The organism is Psychrobacter sp. YGAH215, assembly GCF_007280595.1.
In the GTDB taxonomy this organism is placed as follows: domain Bacteria; phylum Pseudomonadota; class Gammaproteobacteria; order Pseudomonadales; family Moraxellaceae; genus Psychrobacter; species Psychrobacter faecalis.
Window position 1 is genome coordinate 87,550 of sequence record NZ_VKLR01000004.1, and the last position, 26,979, is coordinate 114,528.

Below are 26,979 nucleotides of genomic sequence, written 5' to 3' on the forward strand. Positions count from 1 at the left end.
TTAACAAAGAACGCGACATTCTGACGGCTCTGCTTACCTAACCGTTTGCTACCTTGGCATTGACAGCTTCACGTAGCGCTTTGCCCGGCTTAAAGTGTGGAATGGCTTTTGCAGGTACGGGTACGCTTTCGCCTGTTTTAGGATTGCGTCCCATACGGGCACGGCGATGATGAAGACAAAAACTACCAAAGCCCCGCACCTCTACTCGACCATCATTGGCTAAGGTATCGGTCATCAAATTTAATATTTCGCGTACTGCATCATCGACGACAGTATCTGTCATGTTGTCACAATTCGCACTCAGATTACTAATAAATTCGGACTTGTTAATTGCTTGCTGCATTATCACTTGGACCTTATTGATTAATGGATAAGATAATAATGAAGTAAATTGAACAATTAAAAACTGTTTAATTTTACGTTCATATCTCGTTACTCAATGTTGCAAATGATAGCGGATATTGGCATAAATAGGAATAAGAGTTTCCTTTTTTACCATAAAACCTTACTAACTTGCCCCATACTCAAATTTAATCACAAAAAAAAGCGACCGGAGTCGCTTTCTTTTTATAGTATAACTATATCAACAAACTACCGCTTACTGCATTTGTTCTTTGATTAAGTCACCAATGGTTTTTGGCTGTGCATCAGAACCGGCAGCAGCAGTCGTACCAGTGCTTCCCAATTCTTTAATCGCTTGACGCTCTTCAGCTTCGTCTTTGGCTTTGATTGACAAGTTGATGTTACGAGTTTTGCGATCAACACTGATGATTTTCGCTTCAACATCATCACCAACAGATAGATGCTTGGTTGCATCTTCAACGCGATCACGTTGAATCTCAGAAGCACGTAAGTAAGCTTCTACTTCGTCAGCAAGTTCGATAGTCGCACCTTTCGCGTCTACTTCTTTTACTTTACCATTAACGATAGCACCGCGGTCATTGTTGACCAGGTATTCGTTGAATGGATCAGAGCTTAATTGTTTGATGCCTAAGCTGATACGGTTGGCTTCTGAATCTACAGACAATACCATTGCTTCAACGGTGTCGCCTTTGTTGTAGTTACGGATAGCTTCTTCGCCAGTTTCGTTCCAAGAGATATCAGACAGATGAACAAGACCATCGATACCACCGTCTAGACCGATAAAGATACCGAAATCAGTGATAGATTTGATCGTACCAGTGATTTTGTCACCGCGCTCGTGTTTCTTATCAAACTCATCCCATGGGTTAGCAAGAGTTTGTTTAATACCTAAGCTGATACGGCGACGCTCTTCGTCGATATCAAGGATCATTACTTCAACTTCATCGCCCACTTGAACAACTTTTGATGGGTGGATGTTTTTGTTGGTATGATCCATCTCTGATACGTGTACTAGACCTTCGATACCTTCTGAGATTTCAGCGAAACAACCATAATCAGTTAGGTTAGTGACGCGTGCTTTAACAACGCTACCTACTGGGTAAGTGCCGCCAACGTTATCCCAAGGATCCGTACCAAGTTGTTTTAGACCCAAGCTTACACGATTGCGCTCACGGTCAAACTTCAATACTTTAACTTTTAGATCTTGACCAACTTCAACCACCTCAGATGGGTGCTTGATACGGCGCCACGCCATGTCAGTGATGTGTAGTAGACCATCAATACCACCAAGATCAACGAATGCACCGTAATCAGTTAGGTTTTTAACGATACCTTCGATCTCGATACCTTCTTCAAGCTTGTTCAATAGCTCTTCACGCTCAGCTGAGTTTTCAGCTTCCATAACAGCGCGGCGACTTACCACGACGTTGTTACGTTTTTGATCAAGTTTGATAACTTTAAATTCTAGCTCTTTGCCTTCTAGATGCGTGGTATCACGAATCGGACGGACGTCTACCAATGAACCTGGTAGGAACGCGCGAACTGAACCGATATCAACGGTAAAGCCGCCTTTTACTTTGCTAGAAATAATACCTTTAACGATCTCATCGTTATCAGAGATTTTCTCAAGGAAATTCCAAGTCTCAACGCGTTTGGCTTTTTCGCGTGACAGTAAGGTTTGACCCATACCGTTATCAACCGCTTCAACCACGACGTCGACTGTGTCGCCAACTTCAACTTCAAGTTCGCCTTCTTCGCTTAAAAACTCTTCACGAGCGACGATACCTTCAGATTTAAGACCAGTATCTACTGTGATCCAATCGCTATCGATGGCTACAACAGTACCAGTGATAACCGAGCCACGCTCGATATCAAGACCTGTTTCTTCGATGCTCGCTTCAAATAGTTCAGCAAATGATTCCATTATGTCTACCTTTGTATAGCCGTATCCTGTCCAGCACAGTACGGATCAAATGTATGACTGTATAAAACGAGAATACTGGTTTTATATCTTATGCAGTCATATAAAAAAACAGTTGTTGCTAATAAGCGATTTTGCAGCTAACTCACTAGCAACGACTGTCTTACTTATATTTATACAATTTTATACTAAAACGGAAGCCATAGGAAACCTTTTAGTACTTAAAATGTTGTTTTTATTAACGATTAAAACAAACACCCTTATCTTGACAATGTTTTTTTACCAACTCATAAACCGCGTCAGCGTCTAGGTTTGAGCTATCTAAAACCAGTGCATCTTCAGCCGGTTTTGACGGTGCCGTTGCTCGGTTTTCATCACGCTCATCTCGCGCTTTAATCGTTGCCAGAATCGCATCGAAATCAGCCGCCTGCCCAGCTTTTAATAGCTGTGCCACGCGGCGCTCTGCGCGAGCGGTAGCGCTTGCGGTCAGATAGACCTTTACATCGGCATCGGGGAAAACTACCGTACCCATGTCGCGACCATCAGCGACCAATCCTGATTGGGTTGCCATGTCTTGCTGCAATTTAAGCAATGCTTGACGCACCTTTGGATAAACTGCAACTTGTGAAGCATAACCGCCAACGGTTTCATTGCGTACTTGCTCACCAATCTTAGCGCCATTGACAATGATATCCACGCGCCCTGAATCGCTATTAGGCTCAAAAACGATCTGTAAGCTTTGGGTCAACTCTAATAACGCAGTCTCATCAATCGCTTGGCTGGCATCTGCTGTAATCAGACCTGCTTCAAACGCTTTTAGACCAACAATGCGATATAACGCCCCTGAATCAAGCAGCTGATAGCCCAAGGTTTGCGCTAAACGCCACGTAATCGTGCCTTTACCTGCCCCACTTGGACCATCAATACAGATAACCGGATAGCGCAATGACGGCGTCTCACTATTGTCATTAGTATCAGGTATAAAAGCGGACATAACACTCACTTAATCGTCGGCAAAGCTGACATCGTGGTAAACAAAGAATTTCCCTGCGCTATCAAACGCTTGCACGGTAATAGACAGATTCGTAAGCAAATAGGGCAATAGTATAGCAAACAAACTTCTCCATCACTAGCAGTGTGAACAATATCTTGTTAATGGTTTGGGCTGACTTTTTTATCTTTTATTCTGTTTGGACGCTTGCCGGCGCTGCCGAAAAAAATCCTTTAGCATTTGACTACTATGCTCACGGCACAAGCCTTTATGTACTTGAATACGATGATTATAAAAAGACTCGGCAGCCAAGTTCATTTGACTACCAACCATACCAGCCCTCGGCTCGCTTGCTGCATAGATAAGCCTATCGACGCGAGCATGAATCAGCGCGCCAATACACATAGTGCACGGCTCCAAAGTCACATATAACGTTGTCTGAAGCGGCAAGCGATAATTGTTTAAACGCCTGCACGCATCCCTTAACGCGATAATCTCTGCATGCGCGGTTGCGTCATGGCGTCTAATAGGCTCATTAAAACCTTGACCTATAATCTGCTGATTGTGTACCAGTATTGCTCCTACGGGCACTTCTTCACGTGCAGCGCCTTGCTTAGCAAGATTAAGCGCTTGTTGCATCCATTTAACATCTTCAACTGACCAAAATTCATCTGTAGCAAGTTGGTAATTAACTGCCTGAAATGGCTGCAAACTTATATTTTGTATATTTTTCATTTACTGCGGTAACTGCCAATCGATGGGCGTTTGTCCATGCTGTACCAGATAATCATTGGTTTTTGAGAAAGGCTTCGAACCAAAAAACCCACCACGGTTAGCAGCCAACGGCGATGGATGTACAGCGGTCAGAATCAAATGTTTATCGGTATTGATATATTTACCCTTTTTCTGCGCTTTACTGCCCCACAATATAAATACCGTATGCTCTGTTTGGTCATTGACCACGTCGATCACGGCATCGGTAAACTGCTCCCACCCTTTATTTTGATGGCTATTAGGCTCGCTTTCTTTAACCGTCAAAGAACTATTGAGCAATAACACCCCTTGCTGCGCCCAATAGGTTAAATCGCCATGTTTTGACGGGGCAATGCCAATGTCACTCGCCATCTCTTTTAGCACATTATTTAAAGACGGCGGTTTTGGCATCGCTTTTGGTACTGAAAATGACAAACCCATCGCTTGCCCCGGTCCATGATAAGGGTCTTGACCCAGTATCACCACCTTCACCTGTGATAATGGCGTTAGATTTAACGCATTAAACATCAACGGCGCTGGCGGATAAATACTATCATCTGATTGATAGGCTTCTTTTAAAAAAGCGCGCAAATTATCCATATTATCAGAGGTCAATTCTTCTGCTAAAGCTTGTTTCCAGTCGTCCGGTAAGCGCACATTATCCAAAATGGCTTGCTTTTGGGCATCGCTCTTCGTAGATTTTTCATCAAACAATTCCATGATAGGTCCTTTTTTATTTTTTATAGGAGTATAAGAAATACGGTCATTCAATAAATTATAGCAATAAAAAAACGGCTACCATTGTAACCGTTTTTATAACACCGTAACCGTTGTTATTATATCAATAGTAAAAACTTAGCTAGCTAGTGACTCAGAATCTGGATGGGGCTCATGGGTTTCAACGACCGTTAAGATAATACGACTGTCGGCTGACCCTTTATCCGAAGATTTACCGCCATTTTTATCAAGCTTAACAGTATCACCGTCTTGCTCATTGGCTTCTTTGGGCTCTAAGCTTAAATGTACAATCCCGCCGTTTACCAAGTCGCCAAACAAAATCATACTTGCGAGTGGTTTTTTAATCTCGTCTTGAATAAGGCGCTGCATAGGACGCGCACCCATGAGGCGATCATAGCCTTTTTCCGCCAAGTAATCACGGACTTCATCGTCAATCTCGAGCGTGACTTGCTTGTCATCGAGCTGTACTTGTAGCTCAACCAAGAACTTATCGACCACAGAAACCACAACCGACGTATCTAACGCGTTGAACTGAATAATCGCATCCAAACGGTTACGGAACTCAGGCGTAAAGACACGTTTGAGCGCTTCGGTATTGTCACGGCTGTGGTCTTGTTGGGTAAAGCCCATCGAAGAGCGGCTGATACTTTCAGCGCCGACGTTGGTCGTCATAATGACGATAACTTGCTTAAAGATAGCCACGCGGCCGTTGTTGTCAGTCAACGTACCATGATCCATCACTTGTAATAACAAGTTAAAGACATCAGGGTGTGCTTTTTCGATTTCATCAAGTAGTAACACGCAATGCGGATGCTGATTGATTTTTTCAGTCAGCAAACCGCCTTGGTCATAACCAACATAACCGGGAGGCGCACCAATCAAACGTGAAGCAGTATGCGCTTCCATGTACTCCGACATATCAAAGCGAACCAACTCAACACCCAATAAGTTTGCTAATTGACGCGATACTTCTGTTTTACCAACCCCGGTTGGACCAGCAAACATAAATGAGCCAATTGGTTTATCCGGTGCTTTTAGCCCAGCTCGCGACAGTTTAATCGCATCAGCCAAGGTTTCAATCGCTTCATCTTGACCAAATACTAAGTGTTTAAGATCACGATCTAAATGCTCAAGAATGCTCTTATCATCACTGGACACGGATTTGGGCGGAATACGCGCAAGCTTAGCAATGATGGCTTCGATATCAGCAACATCGATTTTTATCGGTGCGCGTTTGCCTTTAGATTTTTTAGACCCATTGGCTTTATCATTGGCTTTTGCCGTATCTGCTTCTTCCTGCATTTCGTTAGTAGCGCTTGTTTCATCAAGGCTGTCATCGTCAGCATCACCCCCAAGACCTTCTTCATCGGCATCGATTTGCGCATCAAAGTCTTGTTCTAAATTGGCAATAAAGCTTTCTTCAGCATCAATATCGTCCAAATCCGCGACGATACCTAAACGCTTATAAGCACCGGCTTCATCAATAACATCGATGGCTTTATCGGGTAAAAAGCGCTCGTGAATGTGTTTCGCCGATAATTGCACAGCAGTTACCAAAGCTTCATCGGTATATTCGACGTTATGAAACTCTTCATAACGCGGTTTCAACCCACGTAAAATATCGATACTGTCATCGACACTTGGTTCTTTGACGTCAATTTTTTGGAAACGACGTGACAAGGCATGGTCTTTTTCAAACACCTGACGATATTCAGTAAAGGTTGTCGAACCAATACAGCGCAGCTCACCATTGGCAAGTGCTGGTTTGATTAAGTTTGAGACGTCCATATTGCTACTCATTGACGAGCCTGCGCCAATAATCATATGAATCTCATCGATAAACAAAATCGCATTGGGCTTTTTCTTTAGCGCATCAAGTAGCGATTTCATCCGTTTTTCAAAATCCCCGCGATACTTAGTACCAGCGATTAATGAGCCGATATCTAGGCTATAAATCACACAACCATTAAGCGGTTTTGGTGCTTTATCATTAATAATCAACCACGCCAAACCTTCGGCAATAGAGGTTTTACCCACACCTGGCTCACCCACCAATAGCGGGTTATTTTTACGGCGACGGCATAATACTTGAGCGGCGCGCTCAATCTCAGGACCACGACCGATTAGTGGGTCAGTTTTACCTTCAGCGGCGCGCTGGTTTAAGTTGGTTGCAAATTCAACCAAAGGATCTTTACTGGTTTTTTCTGACGCACTACGGCGCTCACCAGTCATTGAAGCACGTGGCTCAGATGGCTCGTCTTTGTCTTGACCATGTGATAAATACTGGGTCAGCTCAAGGCGGCTAATGCCCTGCTTTTTAAGCAAATAAACGGCATAAGTATCATGCTCTGAAAACATCGATACCAAAATATCAGAACCTTCAACTAAACGCCCGCCACCAATAGACTGCACGTGGAAAATAGCACGCTGCAAAATGCGGTCAAAGCTCTGGGTGGGTTGTGGTGATTGTTCAGAATCTGCGTCCACGGTTGGCGTATGCTTATTGATATAAGCTTCTAGCTCACTACGCAACGTTGACACATTGGCATTGCAAGCAGTCAACGTATTGGCAGCATTGGTATTTTCCAATAACGCCAATAGGAGATGTTCAACAGTGAGATACTCATGCGATTTTTGGCGCGCAAGTGTCATTGCTAAACGCAAAGAAACTTCAAGATGACGACTTAACATAAGGACTTCCTACGGTTGTACCTATCTTATTATTGATAGCTTTATGAATGAGTTAGTAACTAAATCAGGGCGATAGATGGATTGTTCAAGGGCAATGTTGGGATTATTAACAGACATTACTGCATATTATTGAATGATGTCTTCCATGGCTTGAATACTATTTGCGTCTTACCTTTATCTCAACATGATACTTAACCATAGTCAATCTTTTAACGCTGACTAAAATGTATCGAAGTGTCCACTAGACCTTTATTGCGCAGTATTTATTGTGCAGTATTAAAGCGACAAATAGGCAAAAAACACTTCGAGCGTAAGTTTTCGAAAGTAACGGTTGAATTTAACAGAGATAAAAGGTGCTAAAACGATATGAAAAAATGTGGGGTTTAATACGATTAAGTGTACAAGGGTATACTTTAATATATGGGTGATATGAAAGAAAAATCAAGAAGGAAATACAAAGCTAGGAAGATTAATAAAAGAGAATTAAAGGAGTGACAATAAATTTAAAAAGGCAGGAATCAAGTAGACAAATAGATTAGAGCAAACCATTGGCTAATACATCAGGTTTGCTCTACGGCAGAGTTCTTATAATAAATAAAAAGGTAAGAATTGACATACTCCCACCACTTTCGCTAAGCTCAAGTGGGGGATTCTAAAAGCGTTAGCGCTTAGGCGACTTTCTCACGAATGTCACAAGTTTTCTGTTTCAACGGGCGACCTTTACCGCATCCTCCCTCCGCAGACAAAACGGCATGTCCTGCCGCAAGAATATTTTTAGCTGCATTCACATCAGCATTTGCTTTATGCCCGCATTGGACGCACTCAAACTTAGCTTGGGTTTGTCGATTTTCTTTAGCGATATGCTTGCATTCAAAGCAGGTTTGGCTGGTATATTGCGGATTGACTTTGACAAGTAATCCGCCTGTCCAATGCTGCTTGTACTCAATCATATCGACCATCATACCCCAACCTTGATCTAAGATAGACTTGTTCAATCCTGACTTAGCTTTGACGTTGCGCCCATGCTGAGTAGCAGAGCCACTAGCAGATTTCGACATATTGGCTACTTTTAAGTCCTCACAAGCAATCATGGCGTGGTTTTTGCTGATGTTGGTGGTGATTTTATGCAAGTAGTCATGGCGGATATTAGCAATATGATGGTGGAGTTTTTGTATTTTGTTTTTCTGCTTTTTCCAGTTTTGACTGAATAAGGCTTTTCTACTTAATTGGCGCTGTAATGCGGCCAGTTTAATTTGATTGGCTTTAAAGCTGTTTTTGGGTTTGATGTGCTGACCGTCTGAGGTAGTAATCAGTTTAGTGACACCTAAATCAATACCTATGGCGCTTGTAGAGGGGTGAATTGGGTTTTGATCCAGTTCTCGCTCACACCCAAAAGACACGTACCAGTGCCCTAGTTTCTTGCTAATAGTGACGTTTTTGATGGTGCCGATGATGTCTTGTGATTTTCTAAATTTCACAAAGCCCACGCCATTAGGTAGTTTGACGCGATTACCCTCAACACGGCAATATTTATCAAACTGAACAAGCCTGATTGAGTCGCAGCCATCGGATTTACGTTTAAATCTTGGCATCAGTTGTCGTAGTTGAATCTCTGTGCCATCGCTTAGCTTAAAGAACTTGGGTTTTCGGAGCTTCTTTTTATTTTCTTTGAGCCTAGCATGAACTTTAGGGTCGAAAAATCGTGACCAAGCAGAGGCGAGATCACGTACTTTTTGTTGTAAAGATACGGCGTTGGCATGGGTTCTTAAGAAGTCAAAATCAGGATTGTTCTTTAGATCCATGATTTTATTAACCAAGTTGGTGGCATTAATAAATTCATTTTTGGCAAACATCTCAAATGAGATCGCTAGTATTTGATTCCAAACAAAACGTGCAGAGCCGACAAGACTATTTAGAATAATCTGTTGCTCTGCATTAGGCTCAAGCCTAAATTTATACGCTTTGTTGATTTTCATTACCGCAACTAATTTTGTTTGATAGAATATAAATTCTAAAGATTATTTAGATTTCATACAGTAGCTAATTTGTATAAAAATATAATAAACACTAGGCGAAATTCACCTCCACCCTAATGTCGGATGGAGTCCTCTTTCGCTTTTAGATAGAGAAGTGAGTAAAATCAACCGAAATTAGAGAAAACTTAAGACAAAATAGGCTAAAAAATTATTCACCCTGATGCGGCTCGATTTGAGTCAATAAAGGATAACCTTCACGGTGCGCCAAGCTATTGACTTTTTTGGCTTTGGTTTCGGCAATGTCTTTTGGATAAATACCGGCAATACCTTTGCTGCTATTGTGAATGGTCAGCATAATTTCAACCGCTGTATCCATACTATGACGAAACTCTGATTGCAGCACATAGACAACAAACTCCATCGGCGTGTAGTTATCGTTATACATGACCACTGCATACATCGGCGGTTTTGCCACTTCTGGCTCAGCGACCAATACATCGGCTTGCGGTGAAGTTTCGCCCTCGGTATCACCATCTTGCGCCAGACGCAGCGGCGTATTTGGGAAATGCCAATCAGCAACGGTTGGCGTTGAATGTAATATCGGTTGTTTTATCATAATTAGCGTACAAATTAATAGCGATGCTGTATCAGCATAAAGAGGATTAAAAAAGAGTAGCAGACCTGTCTAGCTATCACTTAGCATAAGACACGAAAGTATTAATACATTAAAAATCTAAAATTTAATAAAATAAAGTGCAATAAAATAAAGTTCAATCAAATATCAAAAACTTAAGGTTCAATGGGGCTTTCATCAACTTCTGGCAAATCTAAAAGTGACAACGGCATGCTATCAACCTTATCACCAAGCTTCCAGTCGTATAATTGCTCCAATTCTTGTCCGCCTGCGCTTAAGCTTAATTTCACTTGCAAAGGTTTAAAGCCTGTTGGCATCATAAAACGACCACGAATACGCGTTATGCCATCGATGGTATAACTTGCAGGCTCAAGCGGTACTTCTACAAAGTCATTATCATTCAACAAGGTTAAAGTAGGTTTTAAGCGCTTAGCTTTGCCGTCGCTGGCCAGCATTGCCACATCAAAGCCGTACTCAAAAGCGTTTTCAGGCAAAGGTTTAATTTTTGCCCCAAGTATTTGTAAAGGCATACCGCCATTTTCACTAACAAGCTCGGCATATATCTCATTAAGTTGGGCTAACTGTTTATTTTCAACCGTCAATTCCTGTTGATTTTCACGTAGCTCTTTTAAATTTGCCAAACTTATTTCTAACTCTTGCTTAGCAGTAGCTGCTTCATTGGTGGCAATTTTGCTACTAAGGCGTAAATCTTTTAGTTCTTGCGTGGCTTCTTTACTGGTAATTACCGCTTGCTGAGTTTCTGCCTGCATAGAATAATAGCCGCGCTGATAGCCAAGTTTATGGCCAAATGCGAGTCCAACTCCAGCGGTCACCAATACCGTCACCACGAATAATGCCAATACTAAGGTGGAAGCGCCGCGTTGCTTATTACTAATAAGCGGGCTATTTATCAGCGCATTACTCTGTTGGTAATGAGAATAAGAGAGATGCGCATCGTGCCCCACATCATAGGAAACAGAGTCTTGGCACAATACTCGTGCAGGCTGTTGGCAAAGGCGTGGTGCACTCTTCAAACGCATTTAGACGATATCTCTTAACAATAAAGGCAGGTTATTATAGCGGAATTTATAATCAATACCTAGCACCATAAATATGTGGGATTTGTTAATGGCTAGACATCTGTTAAGGAACGATAGGGGCAAAGTCTAAGCCCATCGATTCATCGAAACCAAACATCACATTCATATTTTGCACGGCCTGCCCAGCAGCACCTTTCACCAAATTGTCTTGCACAACAATCACCGTCAGCTCAGCACGCGCATTGTCTTGGTGAATACCAATACGCAAACGATTACTGGCTCGCACGCTGCGCGTATCAGGATAAAGCCCCTTTGGCATCACATCGACAAACGGCTCTGCCGCATAGCTTGTCTCAAATACTTGCTGCCAATCGATAGCAGTGCCTGCTTCGGTAAGCTCTAAATGAATAGAACTCAGCATGCCGCGTATCATTGGCACCAGATGCGGTAAAAAACGGATACGATGGTCAAACTGGCTCTCTAACAATTGAGCAACGCCCTGCTCAATCTCTGGTAAATGCCGATGACCTTCAACGCTATACGCTTTGAAATTATCGGTGGTTTCCGCATAGTTAAGCGCAAGCTTCGCTTGCCGACCCGCGCCCGAAACGCCAGATTTTGCATCGATAACGATACGTGACTCAACCAGCCTTTCGGCTTGCTGATTTTGCGCATCGATAATAGGTTTTAAGCCCAAAATAGCGGTAGTTGGGTAGCAGCCAGGGTTACCGACAACTAACGCATTGGCCAATTTTTCTCGATTGATTTCAGGTAAGCCATAAACGGCTGTCTTTAACAATTCAGGACAGGCATGCGCTTGCTGATACCAATGCTCAAAATCTGCTAATGACTGCAAGCGAAAATCCGCCGCCAAATCAATGACCTTGACGCCCGCTGCCGTTAACGCCTCAGCTTGCTTCATTGCCACGCCATGCGGGGTGGCAAAAAATACTACGTCGCATTTTTGTAAGGTCGCAAGTGTTTCATCGCCCAAGTCACTAAAGACGATATCTGAGATACCGCGTAAACTTGGAAATATCTCATCAGCGCGGGTGCCAGCTTCGCTACGCGAGGTTAGCAAATCAATAGACACTTCAGAATGGGCAGACAATAAGCGAATCAGCTCAATACCTGTATAGCCTGTGCCGCCGACAATCGCTGCTGAAATCATAAGATATTCCTTTTTCTTTTAATGCGTAAATATAAGCGCTATTACTAGCGCTTTTAAACGTTCATTTTTTAATAATTAACGATATTAAATTTTATAACTTAAATTTTATAATCATGTACCGCATCGATAAAGACTTTGGCATTATCAGGATTGACCCACTGGGTAATACCGTGACCTAAGTTTGCCACATAGCCGGTTTTTTCGCCACTGGCGTAAGCGCTATCGAGCATGGCCTTGACTTCAGCACGGATGGTTGCAGGCGAGCCGTACAAGGTTGCGGGGTCTAAATTACCCTGAATGGCTTTGCTGCTTTGTAGTTTTTTATGTTGTTTGGTCAATTGGCGCTGACTTTCTGTCAATACTTGACGGGCGCGATCAATAGGCATCGTCCAGTCTAAACCTAGCGCATCTGCCTCACTATCCGCTTGCACATCAAGCCACAATCCACCGCCTTTAGTAAATAGTACGACTGGGATTTCTGGATGACGTACCTTTAGCTCAGCGACAATACGCTTATTATAGGCATGCGAGAAATTCACAAACTGACGATGACCAAGCGCCCCGCCCCAGCTGTCAAATATCTGCAAAATTTGTGCGCCCGCAACCACTTGCGCATCCAAATAATCAATCACTGACGTTGCCAATTTATCTAATAATTGATGTAAAAACTCCGGATTGCTATATAAGAAACCTTTGGTATAGCGATAATCTTTTGAGCTGCCGCCTTCAATCATGTAAGTCGCTAGCGTCCAAGGACTACCAGAAAAGCCGAATAACGGCACTTGTCCGTTTAGTGCTTTACGAATGCTCGTCACCGCGCGCATGACATAATCAAGCGAGTCATTCATATCGAGCACAGGTAATCTGTCTAAATCCGCTTGCGTACGAATCGGATGCTTAAACTTCGGACCCTCGCCTGTTTCAAAATATAGTCCTAGCCCCATGGCATCAGGAATGGTCAAAATATCACTGAATAAAATCGCGGCGTCCAACTCATAACGGCGCAGCGGCTGCAAAGTGACTTCGGTCGCACGCGCCGTATCTTTACATAGACTCATAAAATCACCGGCTTCAGCGCGGGTGGCTTTATATTCTGGTAAATAACGACCAGCTTGACGCATCATCCATACGGGCGTGGTATCTATGGGCTCAAAGCGGAGTGCTCGTAGCAATCTATCGTTTTTTAAAGGCGCAAAGTTCTGCTCAAGCGCATGGTTACTGTCTGAAGCACTCATGTACAACTCTCCAAAACAGCCCTATATTCAATAAAATAAATAACAGGGCAAGATAAAATAAGTGAAAGAAAAGATTAATAAACGCTTATAACACATAGATAGCGGCATTTAATCCCAAAAAGCTTCATAATCATTTGATATCAGCTTCTTTATATTAAATGCCATTTACTATTAAGCTTTGAGAACACCTACCGATTAAAGGGGTATAACTACACGGTTAACGCTAAATTGTCGCGGTGTACCATGACCACGCGCTCTTCTTTGTTACCAAGAATTCTATCGAACTGCTCTGTACGCTCACGAGCCACACGGCAGGCGTCACGCGATGAGAAGTTTACTTGACCAACAGCGATACGCTCGCCCGTGTCTTGATTGACAATCTCAACCACATCACCTTCATCAAAATCACCGCGGACTTCGACGACGCCAACTGGCAATAAGCTCTTGTGATGTTCGACAACCGCTTTTGCAGCCCCAGCGTCTACAATGAGCGTGCCTGACATGCGCAAATGCGCCGCTAACCACTGTTTACGAGCAATGATTTTATCTTCGTCATTAGTGGTCAATAACGTACCAACGGCTTCGCCAGAAACCACACGCGTGATGACATCGTCGATAGCGCCGCTCACGATAACCGTTGGACAACCACCCATGGCAGCCAAGCGTCCAGCACGAATTTTAGTCAGCATACCGCCACGACCAAGTTTGCCGCCGTCACCGGCGATATCAAATAAGTAATCGGCCATCGCCCGCTCTTGGCGAATCATTTTGGCATTCGGATTATTACGCGGATTATCAGTAAAGACGCCATCTTGATCGGTTAAGATAATGTATAAATCGGCATTGACCATTGCCGCTGCCATCGCGCCTAAAGTGTCATTATCACCGAATTTAATCTCATCAATGGTAATGGTATCGTTTTCATTAATCACGGGCAGCACACGCCATTCTAATAACTGCGTCAATGCTCCCGTGGTATTTAAATAGCGGCTACGGTTGGACAAATCATCGTGGGTCAATAACAACTGCGAGCTTTGAATACCATGCTGAATTAGTGCTGACCACCAAGTTTCAATCAAGCCCATCTGACCGATGGACGCACACGCTTGTAGCGCCGCCAGTTTTCTTGGGCGCTCGTCCAGATTCATCCGTACCACGCCTTCAGCAACAGCACCTGATGACACAAGTAATACTTCCACGCCTTGCTTATGCAGTTTGGCAATCTGCTTTGCCCATTCGTAAATGGCAGTTCGATCAAGCCCTCGTCCATTATTGGTTAATAGCGATGAGCCAATCTTGACAATAACGCGCCGAATATCAAAGTTGCGAGCTTGCTTAACAAACCTTGCTTCTTCTGTCGTGTTCTCTATGTCAACTACCATATAAACTCCTGTTGCTAGGGTAAATGAATTACGTGGATTATATTAAAACTGTACACACACCTATTTAAAAAACGAAACATTAACTTTTGCCAATTTAACCCTAAATATATTTAAAGTCAGATACATTTAAGCGCAGATATATTAGGGAACGTATACCACTTCGACGCCATCATCAAAATCGTCATCGTCGTCTAAAGTGGTACCTTCACGCGCTGCTTTACGAGCCGCACGATAGGCTTCACGCTGCGCTTCGGTATTCAAACGAACTTCTGCTTCTAAGCGCTCAAAACGCTCTTTTTGGGCTTCAGCAAAAATCGGATCTTCGAGTTCACGCTCGCGCTCGCGCTCGATCTCATTCATCAAATGGTACTTAATCGCATCAACGCCTTCGCCGGTCAAGGTTGCGGTACGAAATACCATACCTGTCCAGCCAAGCTCAGCCACGATATGAGTGCAAAGCTCATTTAAGTCTTCTTCGGCAACCTGGTCGATTTTATTTAGCACCAAAATCTGTGGCAAATTGGCCAATTCAGGTGAAAAACGCTCAAGCTCATTTAAAATCACGCGCGCGTTTTCTACTGGATCACTGCCATCGATCGGTTTTACATCAACCAAGTGTAACAGACGGCGCGTACGAGCGACATGCTTTAAAAAACGAATACCAAGTCCAGCCCCTTCTGAGGCGCCTTCAATTAAACCTGGAATATCTGCCATCACAAATGAGCGGTGACGACCGATATCAACCACGCCTAAGTTTGGCACTAAGGTGGTAAAGGGATAATCGGCAACCTTAGGTTTGGCGGCAGATACCTGACGGATAAAGGTTGATTTACCCGCGTTAGGTAAACCAATCAGACCAACGTCAGCGACTACTTTTAGCTCAAACTTCAGCACCTTTAACTCGCCTTCAAAACCTGAAGTGGCTTTGCGCGGTGCTTGGTTAGTCGAGCTTTTAAAATGGGTATTACCCAGACCGCCGTCGCCGCCTTTGGCAATCAGTAACGTTTGACCAATTTCAATCAAATCGCCTAATACTTCGTCGGTTTCGGTATCAACCACGGTCGTACCAATAGGAACCGGCAAATAGATATCGTCAGAGCCTTTACCTGAACAGTTCTTACTATGACCGTTTTCACCGCGCATGGCGTCATAACGACGGGTATAACGGTAGTCAACTAAGGTGTTGGTATTGTCATCGGCAATGACATAAACATCGCCGCCCTTACCGCCATCGCCACCGTCAGGGCCACCGCGTGGGACATACTTTTCTCGGCGAAAACTGGCGATTCCGTTACCACCGTCACCTGCTTTTACCGTTACGACGGCTTCATCAATAAATCGCATCTTACGTTCCTTTATTTACCATCCAGCTTATCAACTGGCTACAGTCCACGACTGTATTTTAGGTGGTAGCTATATGTTTGGTAGTTATGAATAACTTAAAAAATATAAAATCTTCTTTAAAACGGTATTCGCTAAAATGTCATACCACGCTTAGCATCTATCATGACAACAACACCCGATAACCATTCGGACTATCGGGTGTTTGAGTACTGCCGTTAATAATTTACACCGATTTATCTAGGATAAAACTTACTTTCGTCGCGCTATTTTGCCTTAGCATTTTATCTAAATACAAACGGCTAAGATAGCATCTGTGCAAATTTTTACGCTGGAATTTGCGCATAGCTGATGCCAGCCATTTGCGTAGCCAAACGTAATACCTGCGTGCTATAGCCAACTTCGTTATCGTACCAAATATAAACGATAGCATGATTGTCTGTCAAAATAGTCGCTTGCGCATCAACGATACCGACATGCGTATCACCGACAAAATCAGTCGATACTGCTTCGGTAGAATCTGTATAAGCAATCTGAGTTTGCCACTGACTGCTATTAGACACTTTACGCATGAACTCATTCAACGCATCGGCACTGGCTGGCGCCGTTTTAAGGTTTAAGTTCAAAATCGCTAAGCTGACGTTTGGCGTTGGTACACGAATCGCATTACCCGTCAATTTACCGCTAAGCTCTGGTAGGGCTTTACCAACTGCTTTTGCCGCGCCAGTACTGGTGATAACCATATTCAATACTGCACTGCGCCCGCGGCGATCGGCTTTATGATAATTATCAATTAAGTTTTGATCGTTGGTGAACGAGTGAATGGTTTCTACGTGTCCATTCTCGATACCATACTCATCATTTAAAACTTTGAGCGTTGGGGTAATCGCGTTAGTGGTACAGCTCGCTGCACTGACGATAGTGTCATCGCCGACCGTATCGTTATTGACGCCATAAACGACGTTTTTAATATCACCGCCAGCAGGAGCCGTTAGCAATACTTTTTTCACACCAGTCGATTGCAAATGCTTGCCAAGACCGTCTTCATCTTTCCAAATACCGGTATTATCAATAACCAATGCATCGTTGATACCATAAGCCGTATAGTCAATCTCGCTTGGGTCTTTGGCATAAATGACTTGTACAAAGCGGCCATTGATAATCAAACCATTGTTTTCATCATCGACAACGACGCCACCAGCGAAGCTACCATGGATTGAATCGCGCTCAAGCAATGAAGCACGCTTAGCCAAATCGCCCGCTGCTGCTGGACGCACCACAATGGCTTTTAGCTGTAAGCCTTTAGCGCTTGACGCTTGTGACAACAAAAGACGCGTTAAGATACGACCAATACGGCCAAAACCGTATAGCACCACATCCGTTGCGCCATTGCTAGCTGCATTGTCATTGTTAATAGACTGTAATGCCGCTTGTAAATCACTGTCATTAGCAATCAATTGACCAACATCGATACGCGCCGCTTGGATGTCTTTATTCTCTGCAAGCGTTTTAACCATCGCTAAAGTATCCGCGACAGCGATAGGTTTAGCACCTTTATCACGTAGCGCGACTTTTTGATGCAATGCAAGTATTTGACCCACAGAGGTTGTATCTAGCGTATCACCAAACAATGTCACTTGCACATCTTGCTCATTATAAAGCTTATTTAATAAGCCCATAAGCTCAATGGCTTGTTGCTCTTGTTGGTTATAATTGCTCAAATGGTCTTGATGTAATTGGCGTAAGGTATCAGCGTTGCTCACGAGAAACATCCTTTTGGTCAGTAATTAGGTAGCAGAAAAGTAGGAAGAAATATAAATAGATAGGTCATCATTACTTAAATAATGATATTAAAACGGTCATGCTCGACTTTGGCGGTAGTGATTGGCAATAGTAACTATCACTAACTAGCGTCACAGTCTTTATCGTCACCGTCTTTAGATAAGGTAGATTTTAGCCTAAAACGCCCTATTTTGCTAGTGATAACCGAATTTGACGTACTTATCGCGTTTTTTAGCGCTTTATAAGTTACTGCATAAAACTAAAGGCAGCTTGCATTGCTGCTCTATTGTCAATTATCGATAAATCAAACAAAAATATGATAATTATAAAATACTTATATGGTTATGCCATGTATGGTTATGAAAAACTTAAGGAACCAACTTTACCGTCTGATTGGTCTGCGGGGTAAGTTTAAATTCTTTTAAATCGTAGCCCTGCTTTTGGGCAATTTGGCGATATTTTGCATAGGTCTCTTGGCTAACATTCGGCGAACGAGCCAGTAACCATAAATATTCTTTATCTGGCGTGCCAACCAATGCCGTTTTGTAATCTGCGTCACGCGCCAGTACCCAATAATCGGCGCGGCCAACAGGCACCCAGCGAATCCATGACGGCAAAAAAGTAACCTTTAATTTACTACCCGAAGCATCAGCGGGTTTAGCTAGACCTTCTGCGGTAATGGCTGAACCATCTTGCGCTTTGCATTGGTTAATCACCTTGATGCCTGAACTGTCGGTCTTTTCAACATAAGTCGCGGTCACGTCACTGGCACAATTGCGCTGAAAATACATCGGTAAACGACCTATCTCGTGCCAAGTACCAGCGTATTTTTTCAGATCAACGCTATCAACTGTGGTTGGTACACTTGCAGACTTATGAATGATGGCACTCGGCTTGATGGCTAATGTCTCGGTGCTGGTTTTATCCGTCGTTGCATTAGCCGTCACATTAGCTTTAGCCGCGCTATTGACGGGTGGCGTCGCCGCATACGCTGAAAACGCCGCCAGCGGTATGATAATTGCTAAAGCAATACCTGTGTGTTTAATAAGTCCATTCATAAATATGCGCTCCGGTATTGTTGGTAAACCCATATCTTCATTGACGTCGTCTATATCAACAGTTTCAGCAGTAATTGACTTATTGAAGTTATTACTTTCAATTAAGCTTTTCGCTGAGCTGTTAATTTCACTGTCAATATTGATATCGGAAGTATTGAGGTCAGTAGTTTTTTGTACTTTTTTATAAGCAAGCGCTTTTTTGTATCCGCCGCCATCTTGAAAACTGGGGCTTTGCAAATCTTGAGTGCTTTTAAAACTTGTATTATCTTTATCTTGGCGGTGATTGCTTTTCTGAATCAATGCAGGCGTGGCGGCTATAGGCGCGTTTTGTCCACTCTTTTTATAGCCAAATTCATTATCTGTTGCCAAGGTATTTAGAGCGACATCGTCTACTGACATGTCGTTGGCGCTATCGTTGTGATAGCTGGCGTCGTTGCTGGCATTACTCGATTGTGACGTATTATCTGTCTTGCGATAACCTTTTTTTAAATAGTTTTTATCAAGGTAATGCTGACTTGATTTAGTCTGCTGTGATTGAGAACCAGCTGCCTGCGAATCAGGCCATGCTGACTTAGGTAACTTATTGGTTTTCATAGGAGTACCATTTATTAATAGTGTTAGTTAAAATTTTTCATTTATCAAATTTTATAGCGATTAGCTCAAGTATAAATAATGCTCAACAATCACTTTAAATATAAAAGAGAGATGAGTGAAAATTAAATACTGGATTACTTATATTTACTATACCTTTCAGTGGCGCTGCCATGAATAAAATTACGATAGATAAGAAGTGGTTGGATAGCAATTGGTTAAATAGCAAGTGATTGGATAAAAAGTTGCTAGATGAATCGCCCTTAACAAACTGATTCTGCGCCCTTTGGTAATTTTCAGGTTTATAGTAATGGCAAAGAGCTAAGCAAAACAGTGTAGCAATGTAGGAAAACGCAACGGTTTGTAAGTAATTCTGTATTTACGCCATACAAGCAATACATAGTTACCTTGTGTAAAAATAGATTTAAAATCAGTGGCTTGCCCCCCATTAAACCTCACTCTTGTATGGCCTTACATTTGCTTTCAGTTTTTGATTTACCTTTCATATTTTGGTCAATTATTGGCCTAAAATATACTCTCAAATACTATAAATACCATCTTAAAAATTACCGCAAAAACTGACGAATGCCAGCAACAGCAATGCCGCCATACTGCTCTGCTTGAGCCCTCATTGCTGGCGATAAACCACCTAAGCCAATCACTGGCATATCGGCTAATTCTGCTAATATTGACCACGCTTGCCAGCCAAGTGGCTCGACATCAGGATGGGTTTGAGTTGCTAAAACTGGCGATAGAAAAATACCGATAACCGGCGGCAATTGCTGCTCTAAACGTCTATGCGCCAACTTATTAGCGGCAGCGACACTTTCGGCGTCGTGGCAGCTAATGATTAATGGATAGTTTAATAAATGGTTTGTAGACAAATCTTCGTGAATTACATTTTGGCTTTGGTGAATATCGTTATTAATATCACTTGACCCCTGCATAAGCTGCGTTTGGGTTAACTGCTTTGCGACGATTTGGTGGTTTACAGCTTGCTTATGTGCTTGGTCGCTTTCAAATTCAGCTGGTACAATCGCCTGTATATCTGCACGCAAGCGTAATAACTGCGCTATATTATTATCTGCATCCATAGCTTTTGGACGGACATAAACCCAAGCATCATGCGCCAAATGCGCTGCATGAAACTGTAGCCAAGCTGCTGCTGGATCAGCCGCGTCGTTGAAGTGTGCCAATGGATAAGTAATTGCTATCTGTTGTGGTAAGCGCAACCATGCAAGAATGGTTTTATTAGCGGCTGGCAACTGATAATCTCCTGCTAATAACTTCGATTTATCCACCCAAGTTAATGCTTGACCCTCCAATCCCTGCTGGCAATGTCTATGCTGTTCATACTGCTGCGCACTTAGTGCTACCTTGTAAACCTGCAAACATACCTGCTTATCGCCATAGTCATGATGCAGCCGACCAAGTTTTACCGCAGTATTATTTGCGATATCAATGCCCGTCTCTTCAGCGACTTCGCGTATCAGCGCTTGCTGAGCGGTTTCATTAGTATCTATCTTGCCGCCCACAAACTCATAACGATTACCTTGATGCTGCGATGCATTTCTAAAACCGAGCAAATACCGATGCTGATAATAAATAACCGCCACCGCAACATTGACGATTTTTAGCGGTTTATGGGCACTTGCCTCATTCTTAGCGAACGAATTTTTGCTTGAATTCTCTAAATGACTACTCATTCTATTGCCCTTTATAATGGTACAACTGTTTTTATTTATAGCGTTTGTAAATGCTGCTTTATATAAGTTTACATAATAACTGTGATTTATTTTATCAAATAGCTTGCAAAAGCTTTCAATGTAAATGATAATTATTATCGTTAATAACTTACTTTACCCCACTGCCTTATCTCTAATTATTTTATCAAAAGGAATTTACTATGAGCATGGTCATCTCTCGTTATTTAAACTGCCGCGAAAACCGTTTGCCTACGCTACAGTCGCAGCACCTATTTGCGCTAACCAAAGAAGTGCGTATCGAGCACGAAGGCGAAGAATATCGCTTACGCTTAACGCGCAATAACCGCTTAATTTTAACCAAATAAATCAACTGCTCACCGCATAAAAAAACGCCTTTTGATAAAGGCGTTTTTTATTGCATTAAATGAACCACTAACAAGCGACTTAAAAATCGACAGTATAGTAAGGCGATTAAAAGCTTAAGTGCTTAGAACTGCCAACTATAAACCACATCGACCGCGTTTTCCGCCGCTGAAGTTGCTTCGACATAAATGCGGCGCGTTAGCTGATAACGGATAGATAGGCTATTTTGTGCATTAAACACCCCGACGCCGTAGCGAATATACAAATCAGGGGTTACATAACCAGTAACGTTGACGTTGGTGTCATCACTACTGCCTGACGCATCAACGGTTAAGCTTTGGAAGCCAAACGCTTGACCTATCTGGTTGGTCAGATTGCGCGTGCCACTCAGCCCAAAGCTTAGTCCCGCCGCTGCAAGGTTATTGGTCACCTGCGATTTAAAGCCTTGCTCACTGATTTGCGTCGCGCTCTTATTATTAATACGGCCCGTTATCAAGGCATTCATCGCTTGCTGCTGGGTTAAGCCAGCATTGTTAAAGACAATGATGTTTGGATTTTCCGTATTGCCTTTAACGCGTACGCCGACGGTCTTACCGCTGATGGTTTTCACCGCCTCAATGCTCAGATTTGGTTTCATCACGTCGCCATTAAAACGCACCTGACCGTAATTCAGCTCTAAGCTCTGACCAAAAATATTGACATTGGTACGGCGAGAAACCTGCACGACGCCTTTGGCGCGCATAACGCCTGTGCCATTTTGGGTGACATTAATCGCCCCTGCTAACGGAATCACCGCACCAAAACCGCGGAAATTGATGTCATCGCCCAAGTCGATACCGATGTCGGCATTGATTGACCAAGGTTTTGAAATCGCTAAAACCTCATCAATATTACCAATCAAACGGCGATCAAGAACCACCGCATCTTCGGTTTGGGTAATGATATCTTCACTGGCTTCTGGTGGACGAATGGTCGCTGACGGCACACTGACGGCGCCAGTGATATTGACATAACGGTCACCCGGACGCACGATAATGTCGATATCAGGGTTAATCTCAGCCAACAATAATGGCGGCTGGGTCAATACCAAACGCTCGCCAATAATGCTGAGTTTGGCTTGCAGTTTTTGTTGCCAATTTACCGTACCAGTCAGCTTGCCCGTACCGGTACCACTATTGAAAGTGCCGTCGATATTCGCCTGCGTACCACGAATTTTGGCATCGACATTGACTTTTCTTAAGTTGATAGGTAAATCTAGCATCGCAATACGGCCATCTGCCAATTTCACATCGCCATAAAACTGCGGTTTATCGAGCGTCCCACCCAAACCACCTGCCATAGTGATATTGCCTTCGAGCACGCGCATACCGGGGAAGAAAGGCTTAAACACTGCCAAATTCAGCTCATTGAGCACCAGCGCACCCGAGATAGGTTTCGGTGTTTTATAAGGGTCAACGATAACCTCAGCATAGCCACGCGCACCGCGACCAGTATTGATATCCGTGCGCAGTTTGATGCCTTCAGGGACCGATAAAGCAATGACCGACACGCGCTTATAAGGCAAGGTAACCGGCTGACTATCGCCATCTTGGATGAGACCGATTTTGCCATTATCAGAGTACAGCGTGGTATTAATCGTTGGCGGACGACCACGTTGCCAACCGACGATGGCTTTACCATTAATTTTCGCTTGCCAATCGATATCTTTGGGTAAAAAGACCGAGAATAGTGAAGTATCCAAGTTTTGTACCGCTAAATTGACTTGACCTGCCGCTGGTGAAGCAATGAGATTCTCGCGTAAACACAGCTTGCCCGTTTGGTCGGTCGCCTGCCAACAGTGGGCGGCAAGCTGCACTTTTAAGTCAGTAGAATTATTACCCTGCTTTTTGGGTAAATTGACAATTAATTGTGCAGGTTGTAGTTGGTTTAACGTCGCATATTTTGATTTGATACGCCCTTTACCAATCACGCCTGACCAACTGAGCTTATCGCGATTAAAACCACCCTTGAGCCGAGCGGCGATAGCAAGCTCATCATTTGCCACTTCAAGATTGACCACATGCGCCTGCTCAGTGCCATTAAAAGTGGCATTGACCTTTTTAAAGCTCTGACCTGCCGCATCCAAACCTTCGGCGCTAATAATAAGCTGGCTTGGGCTATTGGCCAAATTGACGAGCTTACCGCGGATACGTCCTTGACGCAAAATAAAACCTGGTAGCGCTAGTCGCTCACCAACTAAGTCGATATAAATCGTGGGCAGCGCCTGTCCTGCCGGCTGCGATAAGGTTGCGCCGCCCGTCACTTTACCAGCAAGCTTATCTGATAGCTGGTCAAGACTGGTGATATTAATCTTAGCTTGTAGCTGCTTAGCATTGCCATTGGCAGTAAGATAATTGTCGCCCCAACGTAGCACCAAATTATTGGCATTTAAGCTATCGATTAGCGCATTAACTTGCTGATACTGTGCCTGTGCATCTTGTGCTTGTAAGCGTTTAAAATAACTGCCTAAGTCTTTTGGTAGGCGAAGCTTCGCCGCCAGACTACCTTTGGCACTGAGCGGCTGGCCTTTTAGCACGCCACTTAGGTTAACTTGTTTGATATTAACGATTTGCTGATTGTCACCCCAGCGCCCATCGGTATCAATAGTGCCAGTGATGGTACTTGGGATATCTTTAAAGAAATAACCCAAGTTAAAGCGATTCATCACCGCCTTAACATTCCAAGCGATACCTTTACGCACATCGACCGTACCATTGGCATCGATACTACCTGCGGCGCCGACATGGCGGAAACGCTTGATACGAATCAGCTGTGCGTCACCACTGGCGTCAATGCTAAGTTTACCGGCTGGCAGTTGCTCAGCATCTAATACACCATCAAATTTCACCGCAAAGTTTTTCAGCTTACCCTTTGCGTTAGAATTAGTATTGGCTTGGTTCTTTGGCGGCGTTTGCCACACACCGCTGGTTTTTAAATCACCAGTGATAATGGCGGCATTATTGGGTAAAAAATAGCCAAGGTTAAATTTGTCAAAGCGGCCATCGACCGTCCAGCCAATGTTTTGACGTAAGTCAATGACACCGTTCGCTTTTACTGCGCCGGCTTCACCGTTATAGTTGAGTTTACGAATACGAATCAGCTTTGGCGTACCAGCAGCATCAATCGATAAGCTGCCCTTTGGTACGTCAGCGGTATCAATATGACCATCAAAACGGGCATCAAAAACAGACAGCTCACCGCCGATAATATCAACGCTAGCATCACCGCTGCCCGTGATACCAATAGCGCGGCTATCTTGACTGGCATCGAGGTTTGCTTTTAAATCGGTATTAGTAAAGCTAATAATATGGCGCTGACCTTTGACACGGTTTTTACTGATATTGAGCATGCGCCCGCGCGCATTGATATGCCCTGTTAAGCGCTCAAGTGGTAAGTCACTACGATATTTTTTGGGTAACAAACCCGTGGTACGCGCATCAATTTGCCACGTTAGCGGGCGTTTTTTACTGGCCAGTTGAATCTGCCCTGTACCAGATAGGTCGCCTACTATACCTTTGTAATTAAGACGGTTGATATTAATCACGTCACCGGCTTTACGCACGCGCACATCGTAGTTGCCTTTAGGGGCGGCATTTAACTCATTAATCACCGCTTTGCTATCGACCGATAAATTCGAGCCGCGGATAATAACATTGGCTTGTCCGCTTGGACTGTCGACATTACCAATATTTGGCAAATTGCGGCGTACCAAATTTTGCCACTTGGCGTCGATATACCAAGGTGTGACTTGCTTAGAATTGGCGCTGCGACCACGAGCAGGCGTTTTGCCACGCACGATATTGGCATTGAGATGCTCACCATCGCGCTGACGCAAATCTGCATCCATCTCTAGATTGCCATTTTTATTTTTATGCTGATAATGTACCGATAAGCGACCATTGAGCTTTTGCGGCGCATAGGGTTTAAAGTCGGCATATTCAGCTGGAATCGCCTGTCGAATATCAAAATTACTGCCTGTGGCGCGGACTACCGCATCAAAACTCTCTTTCCAGTCCAAAATACCTTGCAATGTCAAATTGCCTGCTGGTACTTGCGCATCCAAACGATCAACGCGCAGCTGACTGTTGGCGATAATACCGCGACCTTGATAGTGACCCGATGGGATATCTTTAGCGGTCAGCTCGGTATTGATACGCAGACGTATCTCCGAGATGACGCCCGACGCGGTCGCCATGCCGCTTTTTAGGTGGATATTTTGGCTATCGGCATAAGGAATTAAAATATCGTCCCATTTAAGTTTCGCTTGAAACGGCGAACCTTCATCTAGTCCCTGCACCACGAAATCACCGCTGACATCGCTGTCGTTATAACGGCTACGGACTTTACCAACGGTACGTTTTAGCGTACCGGTTGCGGTGATATTTAACGGGTCGATATAGGCTTTTTCTAACGCACTTACCTCGACAATTCCGCTCAAATCTAAAGGATAGTCGCCTTGTAAATCTGCCTGACCTTTTAAAGCGCTGACTTTTACAATATCCGCATACTGCAATTTGCCGCGCCCGACGTTCACCACGCTACCAACCCAAGTCAAATCTCGCGCTTCGATATCATGCACGACGATAGGGTCTTTGGTGACTTGTTTATAAATAATGGTTTTTATTTTTGCTTGATCAAAGCGCAAATTGACTGGCAAGCTAAGCGTTCGATAATCAAACGGCTCGCCCGTTGGTGGCTTATTATTGATAATCTCAATGGTTTGAATGTCGGCATCACGCAGATGCACTTCTTTGGCAAATACCGCGCGCCAGCCTATTTTGACATAAGCTTTATCGACCAATATCTCAAGGTCTTCGGTGGCGTTGATATCGATATCGCTGACCCAAATACCATCGCGCAGATTACCCCGACCGTATTTAAACTTAACCCCCGTCTCGGCACTGATTTTTTCTAAAATGAATTTTGTGCCTGACTCAGTACCGACCGCATATAAAAATATGGCGAACATAATCGCCAGTACAATCAAAATAAGGACCGTTAATTTGAGCAAAAAAGACAGGGGAAACCAACGTCTAACAGCGCGGGCATCGCGCTGTGCTGGATCTTCATCCGAGGGCTTATTTGGCGGGGTATTTTTGGTCAACATGACACTCAGCTATGTTAAAGAAGGATTACCAGCAAGCGCTAGAATGAAAAATAAGTCTGTTTTTAGTTTCTATTAGGGCTGGTTATAAGCACTGGTG

The 26,979-nt window shown here is 43.6% G+C and carries 18 protein-coding genes; 1 reads left to right on the top strand and 17 read right to left on the bottom strand.

Annotation, left to right across the window (positions count from 1 at the left end):
* Nucleotides 1-37 precede the first annotated feature (37 nt).
* The 16 genes from FOR85_RS02160 to FOR85_RS02235 all read right to left on the bottom strand — a co-directional run bounded on the left by FOR85_RS02160 (nucleotide 38) and on the right by FOR85_RS02235 (nucleotide 21,373).
* Nucleotides 38-343, bottom strand: a complete 306-nt coding sequence (locus tag FOR85_RS02160) for an integration host factor subunit beta (RefSeq protein ID WP_068404507.1) — start codon at nucleotides 341-343, stop codon at nucleotides 38-40.
* A 255-nt stretch (nucleotides 344-598) separates the two neighbouring features.
* A complete protein-coding gene (gene rpsA / locus FOR85_RS02165) occupies nucleotides 599-2,287 on the bottom strand; it encodes a 30S ribosomal protein S1 (RefSeq protein WP_068404509.1) in 1,689 nt (562 codons plus the stop codon).
* A gap of 235 nt (nucleotides 2,288-2,522) precedes the next feature.
* The gene (cmk, locus tag FOR85_RS02170) at nucleotides 2,523-3,278 is read right to left on the bottom strand and encodes a (d)CMP kinase (protein WP_144296512.1); all 756 of its coding nucleotides are present in this window, start codon (nucleotides 3,276-3,278) and stop codon (nucleotides 2,523-2,525) included.
* 180 nt (nucleotides 3,279-3,458) lie between these two features.
* Entirely contained in the window at nucleotides 3,459-4,010 is a 552-nt protein-coding gene (gene tadA / locus FOR85_RS02175) for a tRNA adenosine(34) deaminase TadA (protein ID WP_144296513.1), read from the bottom strand.
* Nucleotides 4,011-4,748 carry a uracil-DNA glycosylase gene (locus FOR85_RS02180; protein WP_144296514.1) on the bottom strand — a complete coding sequence of 246 codons (738 nt, stop codon included), beginning with the start codon at nucleotides 4,746-4,748 and terminating at the stop codon, nucleotides 4,011-4,013. It lies immediately after the preceding gene.
* Nucleotides 4,749-4,883: 135 nt separating this feature from the next.
* On the bottom strand, nucleotides 4,884-7,457 hold the full coding sequence (locus tag FOR85_RS02185; RefSeq protein WP_144296515.1) for an AAA family ATPase: 2,574 nt from the start codon (nucleotides 7,455-7,457) through the stop codon (nucleotides 4,884-4,886).
* Nucleotides 7,458-8,125: 668 nt separating this feature from the next.
* Entirely contained in the window at nucleotides 8,126-9,433 is a 1,308-nt protein-coding gene (locus FOR85_RS02190; RefSeq protein ID WP_144296516.1) for an RNA-guided endonuclease TnpB family protein, read from the bottom strand.
* A gap of 208 nt (nucleotides 9,434-9,641) precedes the next feature.
* Nucleotides 9,642-10,049 (bottom strand): ATP-dependent Clp protease adaptor ClpS, encoded by a 408-nt coding sequence (locus FOR85_RS02195; protein ID WP_068404516.1) that lies wholly within the window; start codon nucleotides 10,047-10,049, stop codon nucleotides 9,642-9,644.
* Between the two features lie 173 nt (nucleotides 10,050-10,222).
* Complete coding sequence (locus FOR85_RS02200) at nucleotides 10,223-11,107, bottom strand: hypothetical protein (RefSeq protein WP_144296517.1); 885 nt, start codon at nucleotides 11,105-11,107, stop codon at nucleotides 10,223-10,225.
* A gap of 103 nt (nucleotides 11,108-11,210) precedes the next feature.
* Nucleotides 11,211-12,278: an N-acetyl-gamma-glutamyl-phosphate reductase gene (argC, locus tag FOR85_RS02205; RefSeq protein ID WP_144296518.1), complete on the bottom strand. Its 1,068-nt coding sequence runs from the start codon at nucleotides 12,276-12,278 to the stop codon at nucleotides 11,211-11,213.
* 98 nt (nucleotides 12,279-12,376) lie between these two features.
* Entirely contained in the window at nucleotides 12,377-13,513 is a 1,137-nt protein-coding gene (gene hemE / locus FOR85_RS02210) for a uroporphyrinogen decarboxylase (RefSeq protein WP_144296519.1), read from the bottom strand.
* Nucleotides 13,514-13,722: 209 nt separating this feature from the next.
* On the bottom strand, nucleotides 13,723-14,895 hold the full coding sequence (gene proB / locus FOR85_RS02215) for a glutamate 5-kinase (protein ID WP_144296520.1): 1,173 nt from the start codon (nucleotides 14,893-14,895) through the stop codon (nucleotides 13,723-13,725).
* Between the two features lie 141 nt (nucleotides 14,896-15,036).
* Entirely contained in the window at nucleotides 15,037-16,239 is a 1,203-nt protein-coding gene (cgtA, locus tag FOR85_RS02220; protein WP_144296521.1) for an Obg family GTPase CgtA, read from the bottom strand.
* Between the two features lie 323 nt (nucleotides 16,240-16,562).
* Complete coding sequence (locus FOR85_RS02225; RefSeq protein ID WP_144296522.1) at nucleotides 16,563-18,008, bottom strand: glyceraldehyde-3-phosphate dehydrogenase; 1,446 nt, start codon at nucleotides 18,006-18,008, stop codon at nucleotides 16,563-16,565.
* Nucleotides 18,009-18,386: 378 nt separating this feature from the next.
* On the bottom strand, nucleotides 18,387-19,670 hold the full coding sequence (locus tag FOR85_RS02230; RefSeq protein ID WP_144296523.1) for a lipocalin family protein: 1,284 nt from the start codon (nucleotides 19,668-19,670) through the stop codon (nucleotides 18,387-18,389).
* 563 nt (nucleotides 19,671-20,233) lie between these two features.
* A complete protein-coding gene (locus FOR85_RS02235) occupies nucleotides 20,234-21,373 on the bottom strand; it encodes an NUDIX domain-containing protein (protein ID WP_144296524.1) in 1,140 nt (379 codons plus the stop codon).
* A 206-nt stretch (nucleotides 21,374-21,579) separates the two neighbouring features.
* On the opposite strand from FOR85_RS02235, the gene hemP reads away from it, so the two are divergent.
* Nucleotides 21,580-21,738: a hemin uptake protein HemP gene (gene hemP, locus FOR85_RS02240; RefSeq protein WP_227672156.1), complete on the top strand. Its 159-nt coding sequence runs from the start codon at nucleotides 21,580-21,582 to the stop codon at nucleotides 21,736-21,738.
* Nucleotides 21,739-21,860: 122 nt separating this feature from the next.
* Here the strand turns inward: hemP and FOR85_RS02245 are convergent, their stop codons facing one another.
* Nucleotides 21,861-26,882, bottom strand: coding sequence for a translocation/assembly module TamB domain-containing protein (locus FOR85_RS02245; protein ID WP_144296525.1), 5,022 nt, complete (start codon nucleotides 26,880-26,882; stop codon nucleotides 21,861-21,863).
* Nucleotides 26,883-26,979 lie beyond the last annotated feature (97 nt).